This window comes from Sphingobacteriales bacterium (genome assembly GCA_016711285.1).
GTDB lineage: Bacteria > Bacteroidota > Bacteroidia > Chitinophagales > UBA2359 > JADJTG01.
The window spans coordinates 394215-420363 of record JADJTG010000002.1 but is presented as its reverse complement, the minus strand read 5'-3'; the positions used below and the strand labels follow the sequence as shown (position 1 = coordinate 420363).

The window sequence follows — 26149 nt, the reverse complement described above, 5'->3', positions numbered from 1 at the left end:
AAGGTGAAATGTAAAAATTATGGTATTAATACATTTTTTTTTCATTTTTGCAATCAAAAATACATTCGTTCATCAATATACGCGGTGTTTTTCAACAATTTCCCATAAAAAAAATAAATTCGTACTTTTGCAGCAGGTGTCGTCATCTGATGAATCGGTTTTCAAAAGCATTTCAAATTATTCTTGTCCGCCGCATATTTGTACGATATTTTTACAAAAAAAATGAGTGTTCTGTATCCCTATTTGCTGCAAAGTCGCCGCCAACACAAAAAACATTTGGCGGTACTCATTGACCCCGACAAGGCGGAACTGCCTTTTTTGGATCATTTGTTGAAAGAATCCCTTGCTGCTTCTGTTGATTTTTTCTTTTTGGGCGGCAGCTTGGTGATGCAGCATCAGTCGGAGCATATTGCACGCTACCTCAAAAGCCGTTGTACGATTCCGGTGGTTTTGTTTCCGGGAAGTGTGCTGCAAGTACACGATGCCGCCGATGCTTTGCTGCTGCTGTCGTTGGTGTCGGGGCGCAACCCCGATTTGCTCATCGGGCAGCAAGTAACCGCCGCGCCCTTGCTCAAACAAATGCAGCTTGAAATCCTCTCTACTGCCTATCTGCTCATTGATGGCGGTCGTCCGACAACGGCATCATATATCAGCCACACGCAACCCATTCCGCACGATAAGCCCTCTGTTGCGGCTTGCACGGCGATGGCTGCCGAAATGTTGGGAATGAAATTGGCGTATTTGGATACGGGCAGCGGCGCACAGCGCAGCGTGTCGGCGGAGATGATAGCGGCGGTGCGCCACGCCGTAGATGTACCCCTGATAGTGGGCGGCGGTATTCGCACGGCGGCAATGGCACAAGACCTCTGCCGCGCCGGAGCCGATGTGTTGGTGGTGGGCACCGCCTTTGAGGAGCAGCCGCAACTGATAGGCGAGTTGGCGGCGGCGGTGCACAGTTTCAATCAACAGGGCAGCGAGGTGTGGATATAGCATTTGCCGACAGATTTTTTGCCAGTGCTTGCTGATGAATGGTTGCTTAAATACATCATTATCATTAACTTATGCAATTTTATTTACCTTGAATTTGTGCGAGGAGGGCAGCGCGACACAAATTCCTTAAAAAACAAGTAAACAAATCATGAAATTATTTCAGATTCGTAATTTGCTCTTGGCTTTTATGGCAGGTTTTGCGATAGGTGTGGCGATATATTACACCATCAACTCCAAAAAAAATAATTTATTGACTTCCGAAGAAGCGGCGGCGGTAGAAGCGGACGATACTCAAAAAGCAAAAATGCTCCTGAAATATGCCCAAACACTGTTGGGTACGCCTTACAAAAACACCGGCAACACACCTGCCGGCTTTGATTGTTCGGGATTTACGCATTATGTATTCAAGCAAAACGGTATTCTTATTCCGCAAGGCTCTTCGGAGCAAATCAAAGTGGGAAATTTTGTAGATAAATGCAAGGCACAGGCGGGCGATATTGTGGTATTCACCGGAACAAACCTGAGCCAACGCACCCCCGGACATGTGGGCATCGTGATGAAAAATGAGAATTGCCTGCTCACCTTTATTCATGCTTCGTCCAATGGCGGCGTAAAAATAAGTACCACCGAAGAGGGACATTATCAGGAGCGTTTTTTGCAGGTGCGCCGCGTGATAGGCGTGTTGAAAAAATAAAGCGTTAAAAATTTGTAATGTATGGTATAAGCAGTTATATTCGCTGAACTGTTCAAGTAAAAAAGGGATAGTGAACAGAGTAGTCATTATCCTTTTTTTATTGAGGGGTAAAAAATTTTTTTCACCAAAATAAAACAATACAGATGAAAGCAGTTTTTACATTTCTTTTTGTCGTTTTTGGCTGCACGTTGCAAGCGCAATCACTGTTTAATCGTGAAATACAGGTAGGAGCGCGGGTGCTTGCCGCCGATTTTGATGCGCTTAACAGTTCTTTGGAGACAGCGGGTTATCCTGCCTTGGATAAGGGTATCGGCGAATTTGTAGTAGGGCTGCATTGGAAGGGCAGCAGCAAATTATCTACAAAAATAGAGGCTTTCAGAGGCATTGCCACCACCCGAAACCGCTTCAGCGAGCGCAGCAATACCGTTTTTAACAGCTATGGTATTCAAAATACTTTTTATTATCATATTCCGCTTCAAAAAAACGGCAAACTCACATTAAGCCCCGCTTTGGGTTGGGGATTGCGCTATTATACCTTGCAGGTATCGCCTTCGGGAGCACTTCATTTCAACGCCGCACTCAGTAATCCGCCCGATGCCCTGCATTTTACCAACTTCAGTCATTTTGGCGAAGCGAGCCTCCATCTTCGTATTGCCGAAGTATTGCGGCTTTCTTTTCCGGGTATTTCCGGCAAAACCCTGCATTTCGGCGTAGAAATATCAGGCGGCTACCGCCTCGACAGCAAAGGCAACTGGAAATACCGCCAAGCCACACAAATAGCGATGCCCGCCGCACTGCAAACAGGCGGTATGTATGCCGCATTGAAATGGTTGGTATATTAGTGTTTGTTGTGCTTCCGGCTTTGGCAAAATATCCAACTTTGTCAAAGATAAAAGGCTGAAAAATGCTTTTTGTATAAAAAGTGTATATTTGCCTTAGAAATCAAGACTTTATTTCATGAGTGCGGAAGAACTGAACGAACCCAACCTGAACAATACCCCTAACAGCGAAGATACTTTATTTTCGGATACCAAAGCGGTGTCGGGCTTGTATCAGGATTGGTTTTTGGATTATGCCTCTTATGTGATTTTGGAGCGTGCTGTTCCTGCTTTGGAAGATGGTTTAAAGCCCGTACAACGCCGCTTGCTGCACGCTTTGTATCAAATGGACGATGGTCGCTTTCATAAAGTTGCCAATGTTATCGGTCAGACGATGCAATACCACCCCCACGGCGATGCTTCTATTGAAGAGGCTTTGGTGAATATGGGGCAAAAAGATTTGATGATAGATACACAGGGCAACTGGGGCGACCCGCGCACCGGTGACGGAGCCGCCGCCGCCCGCTACATCGAAGCCAAATTGTCAAAATTTGCCCTTGACGTATCTTTCAATGCCGACATCACCGAGTGGCAGCTCTCCTACGATGGGCGCAAGCGCGAGCCTATCCATTTGCCCGTAAAATTTCCTTTGTTGCTGCATCAGGGCGTAGAGGGTATTGCGGTGGGGCTGGCAACCAAAGTGCTGCCGCACAATTTTTGCGAACTGTTGGAAGGTGCTATTGCCTTGCTCAAAGGCGAAAGTGTACAGATTTACCCCGATTTCGCCACCGGCGGCTCTATTGACGTGAGCAACTACAATGACGGCTTGCGAGGCGGCAAAGTGAAAGTGCGGGCAACTATTGAAGAATTGGACAAAAAAACGCTCGTTATCCGCGATTTGCCCTACGGCATCACCACCGGCGCACTCGTTGAAAGCATTTTAAAAGCCAACGAAAAAGGAAAAATCAAAATAAAACAAGTCGTTGATAATACCGCTAAAGATGTAGAACTCCAAATAAAATTAGCTCCCAACATTTCGCCGAGTGTCACCATTGATGCCCTCTATGCCTTCACCGACTGCGAAACCTCCATTTCGCCCAATGCCTGCGTTATCAGCGACGACAAGCCTTTGTTTTTGGGTGTATGCGAAATGTTGCGCCTCAGCACCGAGCACACCCGCGAACTGCTCCGTCAGGAATTGGAGATAAAACTGCAAGACTTGCGCGAAGCGTGGCATTTTGCTTCTTTGGAAAAAATATTTATAGAAAAACGCATTTACCGCCAGATAGAAGAATGTGAAACGTGGGAGAGTGTGCTTGAAACCATCAAAAAGGGTTTGAGCAAATATGTGGTGCCGCCTTCGGAAAAGCCCCGCTCCAACGACAGCCGCCTGCGTCTGCTGCGCGACATCACCGAGGAGGATTTGGTGCGCCTCACCGAAATAAAAATCAAGCGCATCAGCAAATACGACAGCTTTAAAGCCGATGAAAATATGAAAGCCCTTGAAGCAGAAATGGAAAATATCCGGCACCATTTGGCAAATCTTACGGCTTATACCATCGCTTATTTTAAAAACCTACTCAAAAAATACGGCAAAGGACGCGAGCGGCGCACCAAAATCAAGGGCTTTGATACCATTGCCGTGCAGCAAGTGGCGGCGATTAATCAAAAATTATATGTGGACAGAAAAAACGGCTTCATCGGCTACGGCTTGAAAAAAGACGAATGGGTCTGCGATTGTTCGGATATTGATGACATTATTGTTTTTCGTAAAGACTGCCGCTTTTTGGTGACACGCATCGCCGAAAAAACTTATGTGGGCAAAGATATAGTGCATGTGGCGGTGTGGAAAAAAAATGACGAGCGCACCGTGTATAATATGATGTACGCTGCCCCCGAATTAGGAAAAAACTTTGCCAAACGCTTCGCCGTTACCGCCATCACGCGCAACAGCGAGTACGACCTCGCCATTGGCACCACCAAACCCAAGCTGCTCTATTTTACCGCCAACCCCAACGGCGAAAGCGAAATTGTAAACGTACAATTAACCCCCGAAAGCTCCGCAAAAATCAAAACATTTGATTTCAGCTTCGGCGAAATGGCAATTAAAGGACGGCAAAGCCAAGGGAATTTGGTGAGCAAATACGCCATTCGCAAAGTGGTGCAAAAAGAAGTGGGAAAATCTACGCTCGGCGGGCGCAATATTTGGGTAGATGAAGTATCGGGCAAGCTCAATACCGAAGAGCGCGGCAAGTTTTTGGGCAATTTCAATACCGGCGATTCCGTGCTGCTGCTCTACAAAGACGGTAGCTACGAACTCTCCGACTTTGACCTCAACCGCCGTTTTCCGATGGAGAACCTCCTCGTTATCGAAAAATTTAATCCCGACACCGTTCTTTCGTGCATTTATTGGCATGGCGAGCGCAAAGCCTATTATGTAAAACGATTTAAAATAGAGACTAGCACTTTGGGGCAGCGGTTTGTGTTTATTTCCGAAGAACCCAAATCGGCTTTGGCATTGGTGAGTACGGCGGCAGTGCCGCAGGTGCAATATCACTACAACAGAGGCGCGAAAAACAGCCCCGACGAAAGCGACACTGTGCGTTTGGATAGCTTTATAGAAGTGAAAGGGTGGAAATCTTTGGGCAATAAATTGAGTTTGTATAAAGTAGTAAAAATCAATGAATTAGAGTCTTTGGAAATACCCGAAAGCGAAGAGATTGCGGCAGTGGGCGAAATGCAGCAGCCCGAAACAGGCGAGGAGTTGCTGCCGCACACCGAAGCAGCCGACAAAGACGCAGCCGCGACACCGCCACCCGCCGCCGACAAAAAGAAAGCCTTTAAAGTAGGCGAAAGCGTAGAGTGGGATATAGACAGCAGCGAGCAAGGTTCTTTGTTTCAAAACACCGAACTGAAAGCAGGAATTAAGGCACAGTTTCGCTCTGCATAAGGCAGAGACGGATATTTGTATCATTTACGAACTCTTAGGGCATTTCAGCACTAAGATAACTGAAAGATATACCCATACAAAGGCTTCAAAGCTCTTTAGAGCGTCTGATGAATTCTAAAAATGCGGGGTTTGGGTTGTGTGAGTGGATGGTATTTTAACTCAAAAAACTTCTAAATTTATATCTCAATGAAATTAGTTACTTTAATTATTACGCTTTTGTTTTCGACTTTATGTTTTTCACAAAAAATTACATCAGATAATTATTATGACTTTTATTATGACGTTTATAGTAATATAGAAAATTTGAAGGGAGTGCGCTTAGTAACAGCTTGGCTCAATAAAATTGAAGCCTCTCAAATATTAGTCGAAGAAATGAAAAATGCGGGGTTTGAATCGATTGATGCTTTCTCAATTGTAAAAGTAAGTGAAAACGAATACGTTTTGGCAATTTGTTTTTCTGAAGAATCAAAAATTGGATTTGTTTATGAATCTGTACACGGAGGAACTCCTGAAAAACAAAATAGAAAATTAAAAAGTTTATCCAAAGGATATGACTATATGGAAATAATCGACGATTTGAACGGAGATTCCTATGCTGTGAGAATAAAAGTATTGCCTGAAAACTTACAAATTATAAAAGAAGATATTTATTGGTATCAATATACTGATAATCCTGATGATGATCAATATTTAGTTACTAAAAAAGATATGATAAGTATTTTTCGAGATGACATAAAAAAGCAAATATCAAAATTTAAAAAATAAAAACATCCGCTAACAGCAGTTTGGTAAAAGGCGGGTTCAGTGCAAACCTAAATATTTGTGCTTCGAAACCCGCCCGCCCGCCAAGCCCGAAAACGTTAGGGGCAATACTAGAAAACCATAGCGAAATAGAATTTAAAACAAAAACAAACAAAATAATGAATACACTAAAGTATCTTTTAATCTGCTTGACAATTATAATTCAAATGATAATTATAACTCAAAGTTGTAGCGGACAAACTACACCAAAGAAAGAAATTTATAATGAAGACTTTAACTGGACAATTATAATACCCGAAAACTTTCAAAATGTTAGTGCGGAAGAATGGACAAAAATGCAAAACGAAGGAGCGGATGCAATCGAAAAAACTTATGGTGAAAAAGTTGTAAATCAAACAAAGACAATCTTTGTATTTAAAAGTGACCAGTTAAATTATTTTGAATCTAATTACCAACCTTTTGACATAGAAGTTGATGGCGATTATTTAGAATCTTGTAAAAACGTAAATAATATCTTGTATGAGGCTTTTATAACACAAATGCCTGATATGAAAATTGACTCAATATCTACTATTGAAAAAATTGACAATTTGGAATTTCAGACTTTTAAAATTAAAGTGGAATATCAAAAAAAAATGACATTGAATGTTTTAATGTTTAGCAGACTTTTTGACAAAAAATGGTTTTCAGTAAATATTATGTATGCTGACAACAAAAAAGGAGAACAAATGCTCGAATCTTGGAGAAAATCAAAATTTAGTAAATAATGTAGAAAAGTACTGCCACTAACACGGGCTTTGAAAAAAAGCGGATTCAGTGCTAAATTCAACAACCGTAATTCTATTGAGCTTTAGTACAAAATTAAAACGTTGTGCTCAATTAAAAAAAAGAAAAATGAACAGATTACAAATAGCAATACTTTTGGCTTTGACAATTAGTACTATTGCCTGTGGACAAACGAAAATACCTCCATCAGAAAACCAATCTGAAAAGGCAACAGATTGGTTTTCTATAATGGAAAATAAATACGCAATAAAGTATCCGTCCAATTGGGAAGTTAATAAAAGTGGACAAATGGGAACAAGTTTTATTTTGTTTAGCCCATTATCAAATGAATCAGATAAATTCAAAGAAAATGTAAATTTATTAATTCAAGATTTAACAGGATACGATTTGAATTTAGACCAATATGTAGAAATATCAGAAGGTCAAATCAAAACAATGCTAACAGAAGGTCAAATCATTTCAAGTGAAAGAAAAAAGAAGGATAAGCAAGAATATCAAAAAGTGATTTATACAGGCAAACAAGGCATTTATGATTTGAAATTCGAACAATATTATTGGGTGATTGATAACCAAGCTTTTGTACTTACATTAACAGGTGAAAAAGAGGAATTCGATAAATATCAAGACATAGGTGAAAAAATCCTAAACAGCTTTGAAATAAAATATATACAAGACCGTTAAACGCTATTAAAAAAACGACAGCAAATGAAATCAAGAATAAACATTTTGCTTTTAACCCTTATTGGACTCTTCGGACATCTTGAAAATGCCTATTCGCAGACTGACACGACAAAAAACAAGGTATTTGGTGCCTTTTTAATAATGCCAATTGAATTTCCAGTTATTGATACGAAAGAAATTAACCAACAATTGACTGCAAATGGCTTTCCTCCTGCAAACTATTCTACAGCAAATATTGGTATTGGTTTTCAACTTTATACAAACAGAGTTATTACGACATTTTCATTTAACAAGACAACAAAAAAAGACGACAATGATACATCTTTGACAGAGGTTGAATATCGTTCAACTTCCTTCAATGTGGGTTACGCTCTCACAAAAAGCCAATGGTTTTCCATTTATCCGTACTTGGGTTTTAAAGGCTCAGGGCTTAATTACCTATACAGAGAGAAAGTTCCTAACCCAACAACATTGGGAAAATATTTGCAGACTACGCTCAATTACAAAGAAGTAACAAATTCAAGAGCACATCTTGACTTGGGAATTGGAATATCTCATCAATGGTTTTACTTAGTGAATTTTAGATTTGGATACTTAGTGCCACTTGAAAAATCTAAGTGGAATATTGACAATAATCAAACGACATTGACAAATTCACCAAACTCGAATTACAGCTACTATTTCACCTTGACACTTGGGCTTGGCAACATTGCAAGTGATAAAGATTTAAGGCGACATTACAACAGGCAATGAAAAGAATAACGACCGCACAACACAGGCTTTGCGTCAGGCGGGCTGATGTACAAAATTGAACATTCGTACTTTGATTTTTTTACTTTGGTAAGCCCGAAGCCGTTATTGATTATTAAAAATTTATAACTTTCAAAATAATTGTAATTAAATTCAAATAATAATTACACAGAAAGATTAAAAACACAAAAAAAGCGTTATATTTGCAATGACATTTATCTTATTTTTTTCAAACAAATAAACATTTATTTTAAAATGAAAAACCTTTGTACTTTTTTACTTGCATTTGTATTATTTTCAGTTATGACCGGCTGTGGGAAAGATGATGAAAAATCCGGTTGCAGTGGTGTGCTAAATAATGGCGGAACGCTAGAAATAGATGGCGAAAAGCTTAACCTTTCAGCAGCACAACTTTTAATATCCGGTGGATTTGAAGGAGATATCTACTTGTTCCAAGTCGGAGGACTTACTGATAACTGTGAAACTCTTAAGGTACTTAGTTTCACGGTAGAAATACCTACAAATTCGAATTTTGATGGAAATTACACCATACAAGGTTTCTTTGGTGCCAATCTAAATGACGTTACAAGTGTCAATATAACTACTTCTAATGTAACAAGTGGACAACAGTCTTTAATTGAAGTTAGCTCCGGCTCAATGACTGTAAATAAGCTTGCAACAAGAGAATATGAAGTAGATATGTCGGGCACTTTGACCGGTGGGGGAAGTGTAGATGTATCTTTTAAGTCGAAATTTTAGGTGGTAGTGTAATAAAGAATTGGTGATTTAAAACTATCAGGGTAGTATTTTACGAATTGTATAAGTTAATAAGTTATTCCGAAAAAATTTTTCGGAATAACTTATTTCTATTTTAACCGACCTGAAAGCCCGTACTGTGGAAGATATTATCTTCGAAACTCGCCCGAATGCCAAGCCCAAAACCGTTGGTGGCAATTTTAAAGATTAAACAAACTATTAAGAATTAACTTGAAATAAAATAAATTAAAACTAAATTATATGCTTATGAATGAATTGAGCCCGAAGCAAATGCTTAAAAATACAAGAACTATATTTTTTGTATTAATTGCTGGACAATTACTCTTTCTAACGGTTGTTTTATTTATAAATTTTTTTATATATAAAACTAAGCTACAATTTAACCTTGATTTTACAGATCCCTTAATTCTTATGGCGATTATACTAAGTTGCATTTCAATACCAGCTGGTTATCTACATACTAAATCTTTATTTAAAAAAATCGATAAAAATGAATTACTTGAAGACAAGTTAATTAAATATCAATCAGGGCTAATTATTAGATTTGCCTCCTGTGAAGGAATTGGGTTGCTTTGTATTTCTTTTTTATTACGGGATTCTAATGCCTTCTTTCTAATTATCCTAGTGATTGCATTACTTGTTATGATCCAATATTTCCCAACACCTGAAAAAATTGGAAATGAAATTAACTTGACTCCTTCTGAAATTGACAAATTTTCTGAATGAAAAACTATCCGGTAAGAAGCGATATGTGGGCTGTACGAAGCACGCCCACATATCGCTCTAAACCGATGTATAAAAATCTTCGCTGCGTTCCGTCTTTTTATTTTACCAATAATCCCGCACCAATCAACTTTTAGGCGAAATGGCACGAAAAAGTGTGGCGGCAAATACTATCTTTGCGGCATATCCTCTTTTTTTTATATTTGCAGTGCAATGTCGCTTTCCATTCTGCTCTTAGATAATTTTGATTCTTTTACGCACAATCTGGCGGATTATTTTTGCAGGTGTGGGGCGCAGGTGCGCGTGCAGCGCAACGACTGTACCGTGGCGCAGTTGCAACGCTACGATTTTGATATGTTGGTATTATCGCCCGGTCCTGATGTGCCTTCGCAAGCGGGTTGTATGATGGAGGCTATCGCGGCTTTTAAACAAACGCACCCCATTTTTGGCGTGTGTTTGGGTATGCAAGCCCTCATAGAGGCTTTTGGCGGCACTATCAAAAAAATAAACCCGCGCCACGGTAAAAGCGAATGGATAGAGCACAAGGGCGAAGGTATGTTTGCGAATATCGCCAATCCTATGGAGGTGGGGCGTTATCATTCGTGGGCGGCAGCACAAGTGCCCGAAGCCTTCGAAAAAGTTGCCCACGCCCGCAGCGATGCCGCGCTGATGGCAATTCAGCATCGCCATTTGCCCCTTAGCGGCGTGCAGTTTCACCCCGAATCGGTACTGAGCCAAAAAGACGGCGCAGGCTTACAGCTGATACGCAATATCATCAACCAAAACTACGAATATCCCAAAGTTCCTTTATAAAAACAAAAAAGCAGATTACAACAATAAATCCGTAAAATGAGTAACTTTGCGATGGAAGATAAATACACGGATAAGGCTGATTATCACAGCTTTATTTTATTGGTGAAAACCTGTAAAAATCCGTGTTTCCGAAAAACAACGATACATTAATAAAAAAAAATTGGCAAAGTCGTCTATCAACTTACCCTTAAAGACTTACAATATTTTATGCAGTTTAGCGCACTACAAATCAATCAATTATTGCAAGGCACTATTGAAGGAAACCCCGACAGCGTAGTATATACGGTTTCAAAAATTGAGGAAGGAACAAACGGCAGTTTGTGTTTCTTGGCATCACCGCAATACGAACCTTATTTGTACCAAACTCAGGCGAGCATTGTCATTGTAAGTCAGGATTTTCAGCCCAAACAAGCCGTAGCACCTACACTCATTCGCGTAGCCGACCCGCGCGGCAGTTTTGCCTCTTTGCTCAAATGGTATGAACAACTCCAACAGCCCGCCCCCGAAATCAGCAGCCACGCTACTATTGATGCCACGGCACACATCGGCGAAAATGTATATATCGGTGCAGGTGCTGTGGTGGGCAAAAACGCAAGCGTAGGTGCGGGCAGCCGTATTTATCCCAACGTTTGGCTCGGCGAAGGTGCGCAGGTGGGCAACAATACCATTTTATATGCAGGTGTAAAAGTGTATCATCGCTGTACCATCGGCAACGATTGCATCATACATGCCGGCACGGTTGTCGGCAGCGATGGTTTTGGTTTTACGGTGAACCCTCAGACCGGAGCTTACGAAAAAATGCCCCAAATCGGTAATGTGATAATAGAAAATGACGTAGAAATCGGTGCCAACTGCACCATTGACCGTGCTACGATGGGGGCTACCCGCATACGAAGCGGCGTGAAATTAGACAATTTGATTCAGGTGGGGCACAATGTAGAAATCGGCGAAAACACCGTCATTGCGGCACAAACAGGTATTGCGGGCAGCACCAAATTGGGCAAAAACTGTATGGTGGGCGGACAAGTGGGTTTTGGGGGGCATATTGTAGTTGCCGATGGTTCTAAATTCGGTGCAAAAAGCGGTATTTCAAAATCTATTGAGCAGCCCAATCAGGCGTGGAACGGTGTTCCGGTTCGCGGGCATCGCGATTCACAAAAAGATTTGATTAATATCCGCAAAATTGGGGATTTGGAACAGCGTATCGCTGCTTTGGAAAAACTGATAGCTCAACAGCAATAAAAAAATGTCAATTAGTGGTTTTTAATTCCCCCTCTAACCTGTAATTCAACTTTGTCAAAGTTGAAAAAATTGTCTGAGCCTTGATTTTCATAATTAAATGATTTTTAGGATTTTTTAGAGGTAGCGGGTTCATCATTTGGGTCATACGAAGTTCCAACTTTGTCAAAGTTGAAAAGTCGATAAAACTTCCCTCCTTCAAAAGAGGTGGGAGCCACATAATGCCCCTACCCTCGCCTCCCCTTCCCTCCCCCCCCCCCCTCCCCCCCCCCCCCCTCCTCCCTTTGACCCTCGTTGAGGGTGTCCGCAATTGCTCCTATCTACGGATGCTGCCCCGGACACCCAAGAAGCCCTGGCAAAGGGGAGCAGAAACAAAATTTGGTGAAAGGGGAGAGAAAGAAAATGAAGCACCAAAAATTTTAGAGGCATTGACAAAGACTATTTTTTGAGCAAAGTAGCCAAAGCCTATATGAATTTGGTGGGAGACGGTACAACGGGCATTTTTTGTGAAGATAGTTTAGAGTTGCCTCAAAATTGGCGTTCAGAAACGCGCAATAAAATCCAATTAGAAAGTTTTGACATTCTTTTGACAAATCCGCCTTTTGGTTCGAAAATTCCCGTTGTTGGAGAGGAAAAATTAAAACAGTACAAGTTTGGTTATAAATGGAAATTTAATAAAAAAACTAATCAGTGGGAAAAAACTAACCAAGCCAAAGAAAAAGAAGAACCACAAGTTTTGTTTATAGAAAGATGTTTGGACTTGTTGAAAGACGGTGGAAAAATGGCTATGGTTTTACCCAATGGTATTTTAGGAAACGAACAAGAGGAATATTTGCGTGATTATATTCTGAATAAGGGGAATTTATTTGCGATTGTAGAATTACCTTTTGAAACATTTAGTCCTAATGTTACTATCAAAACAAGTGTGCTTTTTATCCAAAAAGGTAAAAAAAATATCAACGACTTATTTATTTCAATCAATGAAAACTGCGGACACGATAAAAAAGGCAGACCAACAGGCACAGATGACATTCCTAATGTAGCCTCATTTTTCAACCAAAAAACAAGTAATGCGAATAACTTTTTTATCAATCATTCTTTTTTAGAAAAAAGTTTCATTGCAAAACGGTATTTACAAAAGCACGTTAATAATTTGGCTAAAATTTATCAGGGACAATACCCTGTTATTGAGTTAGGAGAAATTATTAAAACAGTACATAATGGGGCTAATATCGAAGGTGCATCTATTTATGTAGAAAAAAAACAGGGTATTCCTTATATTTTAGTAAAAAGCATTACCAAAGAAGGGATTGATTTTGAAAATCTGAAATATATCAATTACGAATGAAAACGAACAGAGATGTTATTAAAAATAGAGTTTCAGAAGACACTATTTTAATGACGAGGGCAGGAAATGCAGGTTGTGCTAATATTCCGCCTGATTTAGTTGGAGGTGTTGCATCGGGTTTTCTTATTAATATTCACGTAGATTTGACAAAGTAAATCCTTATTATTTGGTTTCTTTTCTTAATTCTGATTTTGGACAACTTCAATTAGAACGGGTTTCAAGTGGCTCAATTTTACAAAGTATTCGTTCTTCTGATTTAAGAAAGATTAAAGTGATTTTACCGCCAATTGAAATTCAAAACCAAATTGGCGAAAAAATAAAGAAATCTGTTTTAGCCAAAGCGGAAAGCAGAAAAAACATTGAAGACGCTAATCTTGATATCCAAAAACTTGTGTAATTATGAAAACAGTCGTAAATCAAAAACTTGTAAAGTTGAAAACAAAATGGCGGGGTGTTATTACGCTTTCGTATCACACAACTATTCATTTTACTATGAGTAAAAAATTGGGTTGGCGACAATGGGGTGCACCGACTGAGGATTTGTGGGTATCTCAACCTATTGTGGAAAAAATTTGGCAAGAATATTTAGAGGCGCAAGAAAGTTAATTATTACCATTCTACACTTGCGAGAGGAAAGATTGAAACAAATTGCTATTCCTATTTTAAGCAACGAGTTAGTAAGCAGCATAAGTCAATCTATCAAAACAGCGTTTGAACTAAAAGCAAAACGTAAAAAATTGATTTTAGAAGTGTTGCAAGAAATTGATAATGAGTACGAAAAATACACATAAAAACATCAGGTGACATTATGTTTGCGAAAAGGCGGGCTAAATGTGCGTAGGGCAAGGAAAGTGCTATTAAATCCCGCCCTTCGCAAACATTTTTCCGCAATTTGCTCAATTCTCAATTCTCAATTCTTTATATATCGGCGGCGGCTTCCTGCTCCATTTGCCGCTGATACATTTGTGCATAAATGCCCTGCTGTGCCAAAAGTTCGCTGTGTGTGCCTTGCTCGGCAATTTCACCATTTTCCAGCACCAAAATTTTATCAAAATTCATCAAAGAAAAAATACGGTGCGTGATAAGAATAGTGGTGCGCCCTTCGCTGTACTTTTGCAAATTCTGGATAATCTGCTGCTCGGTTTGCGCATCTACCGCCGACAGCGAATCATCTAACAGTAAAACAGCGGGATTTTTAATCAAAGCCCGCGCCAGTGAAATGCGCTGTTTTTGCCCGCCCGACAAAGTAACTCCTCTTTCGCCCACCATCGTTGTTTCTTTTTCCGGCAAATCCTGTATATCTTTCCACACTACTGCTGCTTCGGCGGCGGCTTGTATGAGCGAGGCGGCGGCTTGCGGCACTCCAAAAGCGATGTTTTCTGCTACCGTATCCGAAAACACAAATACTTCCTGCGGTGTATAGCCGATTTGAGTGCGCAAAAACGGAAGGTCAAAATCGGGCAAAGCGATACCGTCAATGCGGATAGTGCCTACTTGCGGGTCGTAGAGGCGCGCCAATAAGTTGGCAAGGGTGCTTTTGCCGGAGCCGGTGCGCCCCACTATCACCATACGCTCGCCCGCTTTCAGCGAAAAAGAGATGTTTTTCAAGGCTGCTATGCCGGTTTCGGGATAGGTGAAACTCACATTTTTAAATTCAACATCGCCGCGAATGGGAACGGCAATGCTGCCGCCTGTAATTTGCGGGGCTGTTTGCAAAAATTCATTGATGCGTTTTTGCGAAGCGGCAGCCCTTTGCACCAAAGAAGCCACCCAACCCAAAGAAGTAACAGGCCAGGTGAGCATACCTACATACAATACAAATTCGGCGATATTTCCGGCACTGATAGTGCCCTCAATTACCTGCAAGCCGCCTATATAAATGGTGAGTAACGTACTGATGCCCATTAATATCAACATCATCGGTGCATAGAGCGCATCGGCACGCACCAAATCCATTGTTTTTTGGCGGTAGGCGAGGGCTTCGGCAGCGAAGTGCGCCGTGGTAGCTGCTTCTTGCGAGTAGGCTTTCACTACCCGTATTCCCGAATAAGTTTCCTGTGCAATGGAATTGAGCCGTGCTATTTGCTCCTGCATACGCTCGCTGCGGCGATTGATGAGGTTGTTGATAAAATAAATAGAGACCGACAAAAAAGGTAAAGGCAGCAGCACATACATTGTAAGGGTGCTGTTTACGCTGAACATGGTGCCTATCACCATTGTAAATAATACAATGGTATTGGTGAGATATAAAATTGCCGGACCCAAATACATACGCACGCGCCCCACATCTTCGCTCACGCGCGACATTAAATCGCCGGTGCTGTTGATTTTATAAAAAGTGCGGTCGAGTTGTTGATAATGCGCATACATATCGTTGCGCAAATCGCGCTCAATGAGGCGCGACATTACTATCAGCGTTTGGCGCATCAGATACATAAAGCCGCCGCGTACCAATGCCAATACCAACACCGCTACACCAAACAAGCGCAAAATACCACCAAGTGTATCATAAAGCCGACTTTGGAGGTGCATATCGTGAAACTGGCGGTAATACAGCAAATTATCTTTGAGTAAATCAAAGGCGGTGCGGATAATTTGGGGCGGATAGATGGCGGCTATGTTGGAAAGTGCCACAAACAAAATTCCGAAAAAAAACCGCCATTTATATCGCCAAAAATAGTGGTTGAGGGCTGCTAAGTGTTTCAAGACAGGGCGGGAGTGAAATTGTTGGTGCAAAAATAGTTAAAATTACGGACACATAGAGATTGCTGTTTATTTTCGCTTTCTTGGAAAAAGCGGCATTGTTTTCTTTATAAAAAAAATAAAATTGAAAAAGGTTGAGCAGGTTGCTATTTTTTGGGTGGAGAGAGAAATTTAAAGTAAAAATATTTGTATGAAAAATAATCTATATATTATAAATAAAATATATAATAAAAATATAGGTTTTAAAAATTTTGGTATGATTTATGGTTAGGGCTATTCATGTGAAAACGCTGACAAAATCTTTACTACGGCATCAGCCTGTAACTATCAGTTGGATAATGATACTGATATGCAGCCTGATATTGTGGTTATTGCACCTTGAGATGAAGTGTCCAAAAGATGTATCAGGTTTAAAAAATTTGATTGCAAATGAAACCAATGAAGTAAAAAACCGCCTTAATCTTTTAGCCACCAATCATCTTTTTATTGAAAAACTCAGCACCGGTACTTATACTTACGAAGATTTTGTGCAATTACGCAAATTGCCCTTTGATGTATTTATTGCCCGAAACGATAGTATTGTATTTTGGAGCAAAAACCGCAGTGTTATCAGTGCCGAGGACATAACAAAGCTGTCGCCCGAAGGTTTTGTGAAGCTCAAAAACGGTTACTTTTTTATTGCCAAGCACACCATTCCTTCTTTGTCGTTGGGGCATATTGATGTAGTGGGGGTTTTGCCCTTGCAAAATAAGTATATCATAGAAAATCAGTACCTCAAAGAGATTATCAATCCTGAGTTGGCGTATTTAATACCTTGCGCACAATTTACGGAAACGCCAAGCTCCGAAGACTCCAAAGCCTTAGACCCTGAAGAACAACGTATTTATTTGCAGGTATCGTCAGAAGTGCCGCCACCTTCCAAATTTACTTGGTTGGTTTCATTATTGCTCACTTGTACGCTTTTGTACTGTTTTTGGCAAATTATTTTAGTTATTCGCAGACGCTATGGACTGATGCTTTCTTTTACTGTTTGGGTGGGGATTTTATTATTGGGGCTGTATAGTATGGCTCGTTATGATTATCCCATAGTAACTGCCGGTTTGAGCATCTTCAAAACTCCGCTTTTTCAAATAAAAAGTTACGACCTTTCATTCGGGCAGGTTATTTTACTACTGATTACTTTGGGTTTGATGAGCTTGGGCATGAGTAATTTATTTCCCTGGGATTGGATACAACAGCAAAAAACAAACGTTCGCTGGTGGGTGATGTTTGCGGTATGCGCTATATTTTTTGCCTTAACCGCCGTCTATTTGCATTGTTTTTACTACCTGCTCTATTTTTCCGATACTTCGCTTTCAGCCGATAACTTTATATTTTTAAATACATTTTCTTTATCGTTGTTTTTTACCCTTGGTTTTATTATTTACACACAAGGAATACTCACCCATGTGATTTATACGCTGTATTGGATAAACAACAAAAAATGGAATGTTTTACTTACCATCTTGCTTATATCTGCATTGCCTGCTTTGCTAGTATTATTTGTATGCCATAATTATTTATCCGTAGCATATTTGGTGAGTTGGTTGATGATACTAATGATAATAGTGGTGTATCAGCAGCGCAGACTACTTTCGGGAATCAGTAGCTTTTCGCAAAAATTTTTATTGTTTATGTTGGTATTGGCGGTTTTTTGGAGTGGTTTTTTGGTGAGTATCAAATATAAAAAAGACGACAAAAGTTTTAAAGAATATGCACAGGAAGTATTAAGGCAGGAAGACCAGGAAACGGAGTGGCATTTCAGATATGCTACTGCACTCAAAATTATTGACGAAGACACCTTGTTTCATTTGCTGCAAGCCCCCCCCCGAGAAGATACCCTTTTGATGGAATACGTCAAAAACAAATACCTGTCCTCGTATCTCAAAGATTATTATATTAATATGGCGGTATTTGATGCGGCAGGTAAATATATCAGTGGCGATACCATTTATACTTTTAATGAAATCAATGCAAAAATAGCTGCCGGTATTCAAATGCGCTTGGCGGTGGTAGATAACAATAAATCAGGCGATACACAAAGTACGAGTATTTTAGCACCTGTAATTGATGATGAAGGTAAATATAACTATCTTACCAAATTGCCTATTTTTCTTGAAAACGGCATTGGTGGTTTTTTGGTGCTGTTTTTTGAGCGCAACGTAAAATCCAGCCCCAATGTATATCCCGAGCTGCTGATAGCCGAGCGTTTTCGCAATCGCCCCGAATATCTCAATCACGACTATGCCGTTTATCGCAACCGCGCCTTGCTCTTTTCGCGCGACAATTTTAGCTTTTTTCCAAAATGGCTGCCTTCTATGTTTACCAACAAAGACATTAAAGAAGGAGACGTACAAAACGGCGATATTCAATACCACTACCGACACGTTGGCAAAGCCACCACAGTTGTTGTCAGCAAAGCCGCATTCAATTATTTTGATAAGCTCTCTTTTTTCTCCTACACCTTATTTATGTGCTTGTTGGGCTTATCTTTTTTTCTGCTTTTATCGCTTTTGTGGAATGATGATACGGGTAAAAAAATATTCAAACAACTCTTTTTCTCATCATTAACACGCCGTATCAGTGGAGTTACTTTGATGGTGGTGGTATTGTCGTTTGTGGCAATTGTATTTGTAACGGTATTTTATTTTTCCAATCGCTCCCTGCTCATCAGCAAAGAAAAACTGCTGCAAAAGCAAAATACCATCGGCTTGTTGATTGAAGAAGAACTCAATACCAATGCCGACTGGCTCAAAAATGCGGAGAAAGTAGGAAATACGCTTTTTAGAATATCCGAATCGCAAAATGCCGACATCAATCTTTATATGCCGCAGGGCTATTTGATTAATACCTCGCAGCCGATTATATTTGATGTGGGTATCATCAGCAAGCTCATGAATCCCGAAGCATTAGAACGCTTGCGCAAACGCTCCGAGCCGCGTATTGTTATTGACGAAAGCGCGGGCAATTTAAAATATCTTTCTGCCTACAAAATGCTCTACAATGCCGCAGGCAAAGAAGCAGCTATTGTTCATATACCCGATTTTGCACAGGAAAAAAACCTCAAACAAGATATTTCGCGCCTCATAGGTGCATTGATTAATGTGTATTTGTTGGTGTTGGTAGCGGCGGCGGTTTTGGCGGTTTTGGTATCCAGTCGCCTTACATCTTCGTTGAAACTCATCGGCGAAAAACTCAAACATATCCGTATCGGGCAGGAAAACGAAAAATTAGAGTGGCCGCACCACGACGAAATCGGCGATTTGGTGCAGCAATACAACGCCGCCCTCGACCGCTTGGAGCATAGTGCCAACCAATTGGCATACAGCGAGCGGCAGTCGGCGTGGCAATCTATGGCGCGGCAAATTGCTCACGAAATCAAAAATCCGCTTACGCCGATGAAATTAGCCATTCAGCACCTGCAACGTGCCGAGCGCGAAAACCACCCCCAACTCCGCGATATGATTCAGCGCGTGAGCAATAATCTCATTGAACAAATAGACCATTTGGCATATATCGCATCTGAATTTTCTTCTTTTGCTAAAATGCCCCAGCAAAAATTGGAGGTATTTGATTTTAAAGAAGTGCTGCTCGGTGTTATTGATTTGTATAAAGAAAATACTTCTCAGAGAATTTTGCGCATTTTGCCCGAAAGTCCGGTACTCATTGTCGCCGACAAAAACCAACTGCATCGGGTATTTCAAAATTTATTGCGCAATGCCCAGCAAGCTATCCCAGAAAATCGTCAGGGTATCATTATTGTAAAAATGCTCCGCGAGGGCAGCTATGTGGTAGCCAGTGTTACCGACAATGGGGTGGGTATCAACGAGGAGCAAAGCAAGCAGGTGTTTGTGCCCAACTTTACGACCAAAAGTTCGGGAATGGGTTTGGGATTAGCTATGAGTAAAAATATCATAGACAGCCTGAAAGGAAAAATATACTTTGAGTCGGAGGTAGATAAAGGAACTACATTTTTTGTGAAATTACCCCTCTATCACTCCAACGGCGGCAGCAACGGAAAACATTAAAAAAAGCAAGGGCTACAAGAACATCATCAAATCCATTTTTCTTTTATCCAGATATGCGCCTTTAAAATGCCCGCCACGCTGAGGCTGTCGGTGATATATCCGTTCATTACCATATTAAAAACCTCTTCAAAGGGCAGGCGGCGCACTTGCAGCAATTCGGTTTCTTCGGGCTGTGCCGCACCGAATTGCAGGTCTTGGGCAATATACACCGTTCCAAACTCATCAGTGACCGAGTTGGAAGTATGTATATCCAAAAGCGTAGTCCAGCGGTGAGCAGTGATGCCGGTTTCTTCCAAGAGTTCGCGCTGTGCCGTAGCGAGCGGGTCGCTGTGCAAAGGGCAGCCGCCTTCGGGAATTTCCCACGAATACTGCTGCAAAGGATAGCGATATTGCCCCACGAGCCAAGTGTGGTATTCGGCATCTAAAGGAATAACGCCGATTGCCCAGTTTTTGAAATGCACTTTGCCGTAAATACCCGCTCCCCCCGCCGGATTGAGTACCGTTTCGTGGGTTACTTGTATCCAGTTGTTGTCGTACATTTCCTGTACCGAAAGAGTTGTCCAAGGATTGTTCATTGCAGGGGCAAAAATACAGATTTTAATACATAAAAAACAAAGCAAAAGTGAACTGAAAATTATATTTTTTCCCCTCAGAAAAACTCACCTATAAACAGGGATATGGAGCAGATAAATTGATAAAAACAGATGTAAAAAATGTATATATTTTTAAAAAAGTGTTAAAAAACGGGCAAAAAGTGCAATTTTTTCTTCAAAAATTTTGGTGCTATAAAAAATAACACTAATCTTAGCCCTCGCATTTTTGCAGAAAACGAGGAAATTGAATAGAAAATATCATTGACAGTATGCAGAAAAAAAATATGATTCAAACCATTTTACGAATGGTTTTCTTGCTTTTGCCTTTATCAATTTTTTGCCATTCCTTTTACTACCCCTTCTACTTTTTCAAACCCCGCTTCAGCCTCTTCATCATCTATTTATCAGGAACGCATTGCAAGTATTGCGAGTGCAATACCCTTGCAGTACAACGCAGCCGTAAAAGAAGAGATAGAAAAACTCTTACAATACCGTAACGATTTGGCAATTACCATCGGCAGGCGTAATGTGTATGCACCGGTTATAGAGAAAATTTTGGAAGAAAACGGCGTACCCAAAGAATTGTCGGCTATTCCGTTTTTAGAGTCCAAGTACAACCCCGATGCCGTAGGCAGCGGAACGGTGGGGCTGTGGCAATTTGTTGCCGGCACTGCCCAACTGCACGGATTACAAGTAAGCGAAGCCGTAGATGAACGCCGCGACCCGCATTTTTCTACACAAGCTGCCGCCGCATATTTTTCCGAACTCTACGATATATTCGGCGATTGGGAATTGGTGTTGGCAGCCTACAATTGTGGTGCTTATAAAGTAAAACAAATTCTTAAAAGCCACCCTTCTGCCGGTTTTTGGGAAATTCGCCATTTGCTACCTTCCGGCACACAACACTATGTGCCGCGCATCATTGCTTGTATATATGTATCAAAATACTATGCCGAGCACAATATTGAACCGTACTATTATGATGTTAATCTGAAATACGGCGAAGAAATAGAGGTTTATACTAATGGTAATATCAGCGATATTGCACTTTCTTACAATGTAGATGTAGAAGATTTGATGCGTGCCAATCCCGCTTTGATGACGCGCAACATTCCCGACAGCGTGTTGCCTTTGCGTATTAAGTTGCCTTATTATCAGTCGGTGCAAGATTGGTTGCTCTCTGCTACCAAGCCTGTTCCCGAACCCGTCATTATCCCGCGCGAAATGCCCCTGAATGTGAGCAAATTAGACTCCATAGCAGTAGATATTATCAAAACACCCCGCAAAAGCACCGCGCATCTTTTTAAAGATACCAGCACTAAAGGACCGAAACAATAAAAAATTACTTTATTGCTTTTTTTAATACGGAAAACGACTTGTTGCTTTATACAATAAGTCGTTTTTTTGTTTTTTATGGGTAAAATGATGTGTTTTCCTGAACGCTGTTTATAAAATACCCACTTTTAATGTGCCGCTATTTGATATTTTATTGATTTTAAAAATTACTTCAAGCCGCTTTGCTTATCTTTGGGCTTATTTTTTTTAATGGAGTAAAATGAAAAAAAATGCGGCTTTATGGTTGTTTTTGTCGGTGATAGCGTTCTTTTTGCTACATCGCTGCAAAAATGTTGCTGCTCCTCCCGCAACTGCCGCCGCTTCGCCTTATCGCAACCACGCCGACACCGTGCGCTATGTAGGCAACGAAACCTGCCGCACCTGCCACACCGCCCACTACGACAGTTTTGTGCAAACAGGTATGGGGCAGTCCTTTCATTTTGCCACTCCTCAAAAAAGTGCTGCTCAGTTCGGTCAGCATATTCTGGTGCGCGATACGCTCCGCCAACTCAATTATTATCCTTTTTGGCGCAACGATTCTTTGTTTGTGCTGGAGTTTCGTTTGGAGGGCAAAGACACCACACACCGTTTGGAACAATATATTCAATATATTGTGGGTTCGGGACAACATACCAATTCGCATATTTATAATGTAAACGGGTTTTTGCGACAGGCTCCGGTTACTTTTTATACACAAACGCAACGCTGGGATTTAGCCCCGGGTTTTGGAAGCGGTTTTAATTCGCGTTTTAGCCGTATTGTAGGGCAGGAGTGTATGAGTTGCCACAATAGTCACGCTGCTTTTGTGCAGGGCTCTGAAAATAAATTTGATGCAGTGCCTTTGGGTATCGGCTGCGAGCGATGCCACGGTCGCGGTGGTTTGCATGTGCAAGAAAAAATGGCGGGTATTGTGACGGATACCTCCCAAACCCCCGATTACAGCATTGTAAATCCCCGTCGCCTGCCGCGTGAATTGCAAATGGACGTTTGCCGCCGTTGCCACGCACAGGGTGTGACGGTGCTGCAAGACGGAAAAACATTTAGCGATTTTTTGCCCGGAATGGCTTTAAGCTCGTGCCAAGATGTGTATTTGCCGCACTACGATGGTGCACAAACTCAACTGATTATGGCGGCGCACGCCGACCGCCTGCAACTGAGCAACTGCTATCGTAAGTCGGAAATGACCTGCCTCAATTGCCATAATCCGCATATCAGCGTAAAACAAACACCGCGTAGCACGTTTAATACCGCCTGCGAAAAATGCCATAATAGCAGCAGCAAGCCCCTTTGCAGCGCACCCGAATCTGTGCGCCAAACGAGGCAAAACGATTGCTCCGGCTGCCACATGGAGCAAAGTGCTGCCATTGATATTCCGCATGTGCGCATACACGACCATTTTATACGCAAGCCGCTCACCGCCGCCGAAAAAAATAATATCGGGCGTTTTATAGGATTGGCTTGCATCAATAATGCACAGCCGACCGATTTGTCCAAAGCACAGGCGTATTTGCATTTTTACGAGCAATTTAACCACGAAACACAGCATTTGGACAGTGCGGCTTATTATATTCAACGTTTGCAGGTGGGCAAAGCAGAAGAGCGTAGTCGCCGCCAATTATTGCAAATACACGAAGCCTATTTGCGCGGCGATATGAAAAAAATCATCGGTTTTGCCGCCGACCTTTCGCCGGAAATCCTGCAAGATGCGTGGACGGCTTATCGGGTGGGGGAGGCGTTTTTGGAGCAGCAGCAGTGGCAGCGTGCCGAAACTTATTTGCGCCGCGCTGCCGAATTGTTGCCATATCAGTTGGATTTTCAGATAAAATTGGCAGTGGCTCTACAATATATGCAACAATTGGAGGCGGCAGAGGCGATATTATTTCGTGTGATAGCGCAAGACCCTATGCAAGCCGCCGCACACAATAATTTGGGATTTGTGTATTTTAATCTCGGAAAAACCAAACTCGCCAAACAACATTACGAACAAGCTCTGCACCTACAACCCGATTATGTGGCTGCCTTATTGAATTTGGCTGCGTGGTATGCTTATGAGCAGGAAACGCCGGCATTAAAAAAAATTGTTGAGCGCATTTTGCGCATTGAGCCGCACAACGAAAAAGCCTTGGCTTTGAAAGGGAGTTTGCGGTAAATTTAGCATAATCCCCAAAATTAAGGTTTAAATAGCGTGAGTTGTGTTCAGAACTTCCATTGGTCTGAACCCTGATTTTTAGGATTAGGGGATAGACAGGATTTTTTTGTTGCCCACCACTTTGACAAAGTTCAAAAATTTGTCAAGGTTAAAAAGAGGTAAGTTAGCCGAGTTCAGAGGTAAGTTAGCCGAGTTCAGAGGTAAGTTAGCCGAGTTCAGAGGTAGGGGGGGGTACTTATAGGGGTAGGGGGGGGTACCCCCATAGGTACCCCCCCTACCCCTCGACTACCCCCTCCAACAATAGGTGCGAAAATTGCGAGTTATCAATATTTGCTTTATAAATAAGGAGTTTTTGAGAAAATAACTGTTCCCAATCGTCTATTTTTGGGTGGGGTAGCGCACCAATGCCCAAAAAATGCCTCCGCCCCGAAAATTAGGTGCAAAAACAGCGAAATCCTGACATAGCTTTGCGCTTTTGTACATTTTTTAGGTTGTTATCAGCCTCACTTATTAATTTTAAAAAAGTATTCATTCAAGAATGATTTAGTACAGGTTGCTCACCAATGCACGGCTCTGAAAGGATAGTAATTTTGTAATTGCAGTGTTTCGTCGTTGATGTTGAAGATTTTGACCAATGCAGCCACCTCCCACGCCCAATATCCGAAAAAAGAATTTACTTTGGTGCGCAAATGGGTATCGTGCCAAGGGGCATCTTTGTGTCCCTGATACCATTTTTTATCCAAATAATTTCTGATAAAAGCGGCACTCCTGTCTTTTCCGTTGAGGAGCGGAGCTAAGTGGCTATAAGGGCTTTTTTGTATAAAATTGCTTTTGTATGCGCCCATCGTATTAGGCAGTCGGTAATGCACGAGGGTGCTGATGAGCAGGTCGTTGGCGTGGTCTCTTTGCAAAATGGCGATAATTCGGAGGAGGTCGGCATCGCTGATATTGTACAGAATGGCGAAGGAGAGCATCCATATTATTTGGTCGTACATCGCATAGCTTCTGTGGAAGCCCTCCCAGCGAAATCCAATTTCAAAGGCGGTGATACTTTCCAAAAAACTATTGCTGATGTTTTCTTTGCTGTCTCCCGCCGAGTATTGGGCGATGGGTTTCGCGATAGAAGAGTAAAATATCATATCATTGATAGAATCAATCTGCTCTTGAGAGTATTTGCCGCTTGCTATATAGTTTTTTCCGAGCGCAATTGCCTCATCAACCTCATTTATTAATTTTAAAAAAGTATTCATTCAAGAATGATTTAGTATAGGTTGCTCACCAATGCACGGCTCTGAAAGGATAGTAATTTTGTAATTGCAGTGTTTCGTCGTTGATGTTGAAGATTTTGACCAATGCAGCCACCTCCCACGCCCAATATCCGAAAAAAGAATTTACTTTGGTGCGTAAATGGGCTTCGTACCAAGGGGCATCTTTGTGTCCCTGATACCATTTTTTATCCAAATAATTTCTGATAAAAGCGGCACTCCTGTCTTTTCCGTTGAGGAGCGGAGCTAAGTGGCTATAAGGGCTTTTTTGTATAAAATTGCTTTTGTATGCGCCCATCGTGTTGGGCAGTCGGTAATGCACGAGGGTGCTGATGAGTAGGTCGTTGGCGTGGTCTCTTTGCAAAATGGCGATAATTCGGAGGAGGTCGGCATCGCTGATGTTGCACAGAATGGCGAAGGAGAGCATCCATATTATTTGGTCGTACATCGCATAGCTTCTGTGGAAGCCCTCCCAGCGAAATCCAATTTCAAAGGCGGTGATACTTTCCAAAAAACTATTGCTGATGTTTTCTTTGCTGTCTCCCGCTGAGTATTGGGCGATGGGTTTCCTGATAGAGGAATAAAACATCATGCGATTGAAGGAATTGATTTTATCCTGAGAATATTTGCCGCTTGCTATATAGCTTTTTCCAAGCGCAATTGCCTCATCAGCCTCACTTATAAATTTTAAAAAAGTATTCATGGT

At 41.4% G+C, this 26149-nt stretch carries 23 protein-coding genes; 19 read left to right on the top strand and 4 right to left on the bottom strand.

Annotation, left to right across the window (positions count from 1 at the left end):
* Positions 1-222: 222 nt before the first annotated feature.
* From IPL35_02025 to IPL35_01950, 16 genes are all read left to right on the top strand, one after another.
* The gene (locus tag IPL35_02025; protein ID MBK8442246.1) at positions 223-990 is read left to right on the top strand and encodes a geranylgeranylglyceryl/heptaprenylglyceryl phosphate synthase; all 768 of its coding nucleotides are present in this window, start codon (positions 223-225) and stop codon (positions 988-990) included.
* Between the two features lie 148 nt (positions 991-1138).
* Positions 1139-1684: a C40 family peptidase gene (locus IPL35_02020; protein MBK8442245.1), complete on the top strand. Its 546-nt coding sequence runs from the start codon at positions 1139-1141 to the stop codon at positions 1682-1684.
* Between the two features lie 143 nt (positions 1685-1827).
* Positions 1828-2526 carry a hypothetical protein gene (locus IPL35_02015; GenBank protein ID MBK8442244.1) on the top strand — a complete coding sequence of 233 codons (699 nt, stop codon included), beginning with the start codon at positions 1828-1830 and terminating at the stop codon, positions 2524-2526.
* Positions 2527-2641: 115 nt separating this feature from the next.
* Positions 2642-5452, top strand: coding sequence for a DNA gyrase/topoisomerase IV subunit A (locus IPL35_02010; GenBank protein ID MBK8442243.1), 2811 nt, complete (start codon positions 2642-2644; stop codon positions 5450-5452).
* Between the two features lie 186 nt (positions 5453-5638).
* Positions 5639-6217 (top strand): hypothetical protein, encoded by a 579-nt coding sequence (locus IPL35_02005; GenBank protein ID MBK8442242.1) that lies wholly within the window; start codon positions 5639-5641, stop codon positions 6215-6217.
* A gap of 203 nt (positions 6218-6420) precedes the next feature.
* A complete protein-coding gene (locus tag IPL35_02000; GenBank protein MBK8442241.1) occupies positions 6421-6981 on the top strand; it encodes a hypothetical protein in 561 nt (186 codons plus the stop codon).
* 127 nt (positions 6982-7108) lie between these two features.
* On the top strand, positions 7109-7681 hold the full coding sequence (locus tag IPL35_01995; protein MBK8442240.1) for a hypothetical protein: 573 nt from the start codon (positions 7109-7111) through the stop codon (positions 7679-7681).
* 24 nt (positions 7682-7705) lie between these two features.
* Positions 7706-8434, top strand: a complete 729-nt coding sequence (locus tag IPL35_01990) for a hypothetical protein (protein ID MBK8442239.1) — start codon at positions 7706-7708, stop codon at positions 8432-8434.
* A 252-nt stretch (positions 8435-8686) separates the two neighbouring features.
* Entirely contained in the window at positions 8687-9190 is a 504-nt protein-coding gene (locus IPL35_01985; GenBank protein MBK8442238.1) for a hypothetical protein, read from the top strand.
* 264 nt (positions 9191-9454) lie between these two features.
* Positions 9455-9934 carry a hypothetical protein gene (locus IPL35_01980; GenBank protein ID MBK8442237.1) on the top strand — a complete coding sequence of 160 codons (480 nt, stop codon included), beginning with the start codon at positions 9455-9457 and terminating at the stop codon, positions 9932-9934.
* Positions 9935-10144: 210 nt separating this feature from the next.
* Complete coding sequence (locus IPL35_01975) at positions 10145-10744, top strand: aminodeoxychorismate/anthranilate synthase component II (GenBank protein MBK8442236.1); 600 nt, start codon at positions 10145-10147, stop codon at positions 10742-10744.
* A gap of 207 nt (positions 10745-10951) precedes the next feature.
* Entirely contained in the window at positions 10952-11986 is a 1035-nt protein-coding gene (gene lpxD / locus IPL35_01970) for a UDP-3-O-(3-hydroxymyristoyl)glucosamine N-acyltransferase (GenBank protein ID MBK8442235.1), read from the top strand.
* Positions 11987-12428: 442 nt separating this feature from the next.
* Positions 12429-13331, top strand: coding sequence for an N-6 DNA methylase (locus IPL35_01965; protein ID MBK8442234.1), 903 nt, complete (start codon positions 12429-12431; stop codon positions 13329-13331).
* Entirely contained in the window at positions 13328-13486 is a 159-nt protein-coding gene (locus IPL35_01960) for a hypothetical protein (protein ID MBK8442233.1), read from the top strand. Before IPL35_01965 ends, IPL35_01960 begins: the two co-directional genes overlap by 4 nt.
* Positions 13487-13497: 11 nt before the next feature.
* Positions 13498-13728 (top strand): restriction endonuclease subunit S, encoded by a 231-nt coding sequence (locus tag IPL35_01955; protein ID MBK8442232.1) that lies wholly within the window; start codon positions 13498-13500, stop codon positions 13726-13728.
* A 175-nt stretch (positions 13729-13903) separates the two neighbouring features.
* Entirely contained in the window at positions 13904-14122 is a 219-nt protein-coding gene (locus tag IPL35_01950) for a hypothetical protein (protein MBK8442231.1), read from the top strand.
* Between the two features lie 127 nt (positions 14123-14249).
* Here the strand turns inward: IPL35_01950 and IPL35_01945 are convergent, their stop codons facing one another.
* A complete protein-coding gene (locus IPL35_01945) occupies positions 14250-16037 on the bottom strand; it encodes an ABC transporter ATP-binding protein (GenBank protein MBK8442230.1) in 1788 nt (595 codons plus the stop codon).
* A 260-nt stretch (positions 16038-16297) separates the two neighbouring features.
* Here IPL35_01945 and IPL35_01940 point away from each other — a divergent pair, with 260 nt between their 5' ends.
* Positions 16298-20101 carry a hypothetical protein gene (locus IPL35_01940; protein MBK8442229.1) on the top strand — a complete coding sequence of 1268 codons (3804 nt, stop codon included), beginning with the start codon at positions 16298-16300 and terminating at the stop codon, positions 20099-20101.
* A gap of 26 nt (positions 20102-20127) precedes the next feature.
* Here the strand turns inward: IPL35_01940 and IPL35_01935 are convergent, their stop codons facing one another.
* On the bottom strand, positions 20128-20676 hold the full coding sequence (locus IPL35_01935) for an NUDIX hydrolase (protein MBK8442228.1): 549 nt from the start codon (positions 20674-20676) through the stop codon (positions 20128-20130).
* A 459-nt stretch (positions 20677-21135) separates the two neighbouring features.
* Between IPL35_01935 and IPL35_01930 the strand changes: the two genes are divergently transcribed.
* Positions 21136-22032, top strand: coding sequence for a lytic transglycosylase domain-containing protein (locus tag IPL35_01930; GenBank protein MBK8442227.1), 897 nt, complete (start codon positions 21136-21138; stop codon positions 22030-22032).
* A gap of 217 nt (positions 22033-22249) precedes the next feature.
* Entirely contained in the window at positions 22250-24178 is a 1929-nt protein-coding gene (locus IPL35_01925) for a tetratricopeptide repeat protein (protein MBK8442226.1), read from the top strand.
* A 557-nt stretch (positions 24179-24735) separates the two neighbouring features.
* On the opposite strand, the gene IPL35_01920 is transcribed toward IPL35_01925, so the two are convergent.
* Both IPL35_01920 and IPL35_01915 read right to left on the bottom strand, forming a co-directional pair.
* Positions 24736-25428, bottom strand: a complete 693-nt coding sequence (locus IPL35_01920) for a DUF1911 domain-containing protein (protein ID MBK8442225.1) — start codon at positions 25426-25428, stop codon at positions 24736-24738.
* Positions 25429-25453: 25 nt separating this feature from the next.
* On the bottom strand, positions 25454-26146 hold the full coding sequence (locus tag IPL35_01915) for a DUF1911 domain-containing protein (protein MBK8442224.1): 693 nt from the start codon (positions 26144-26146) through the stop codon (positions 25454-25456).
* Positions 26147-26149 lie beyond the last annotated feature (3 nt).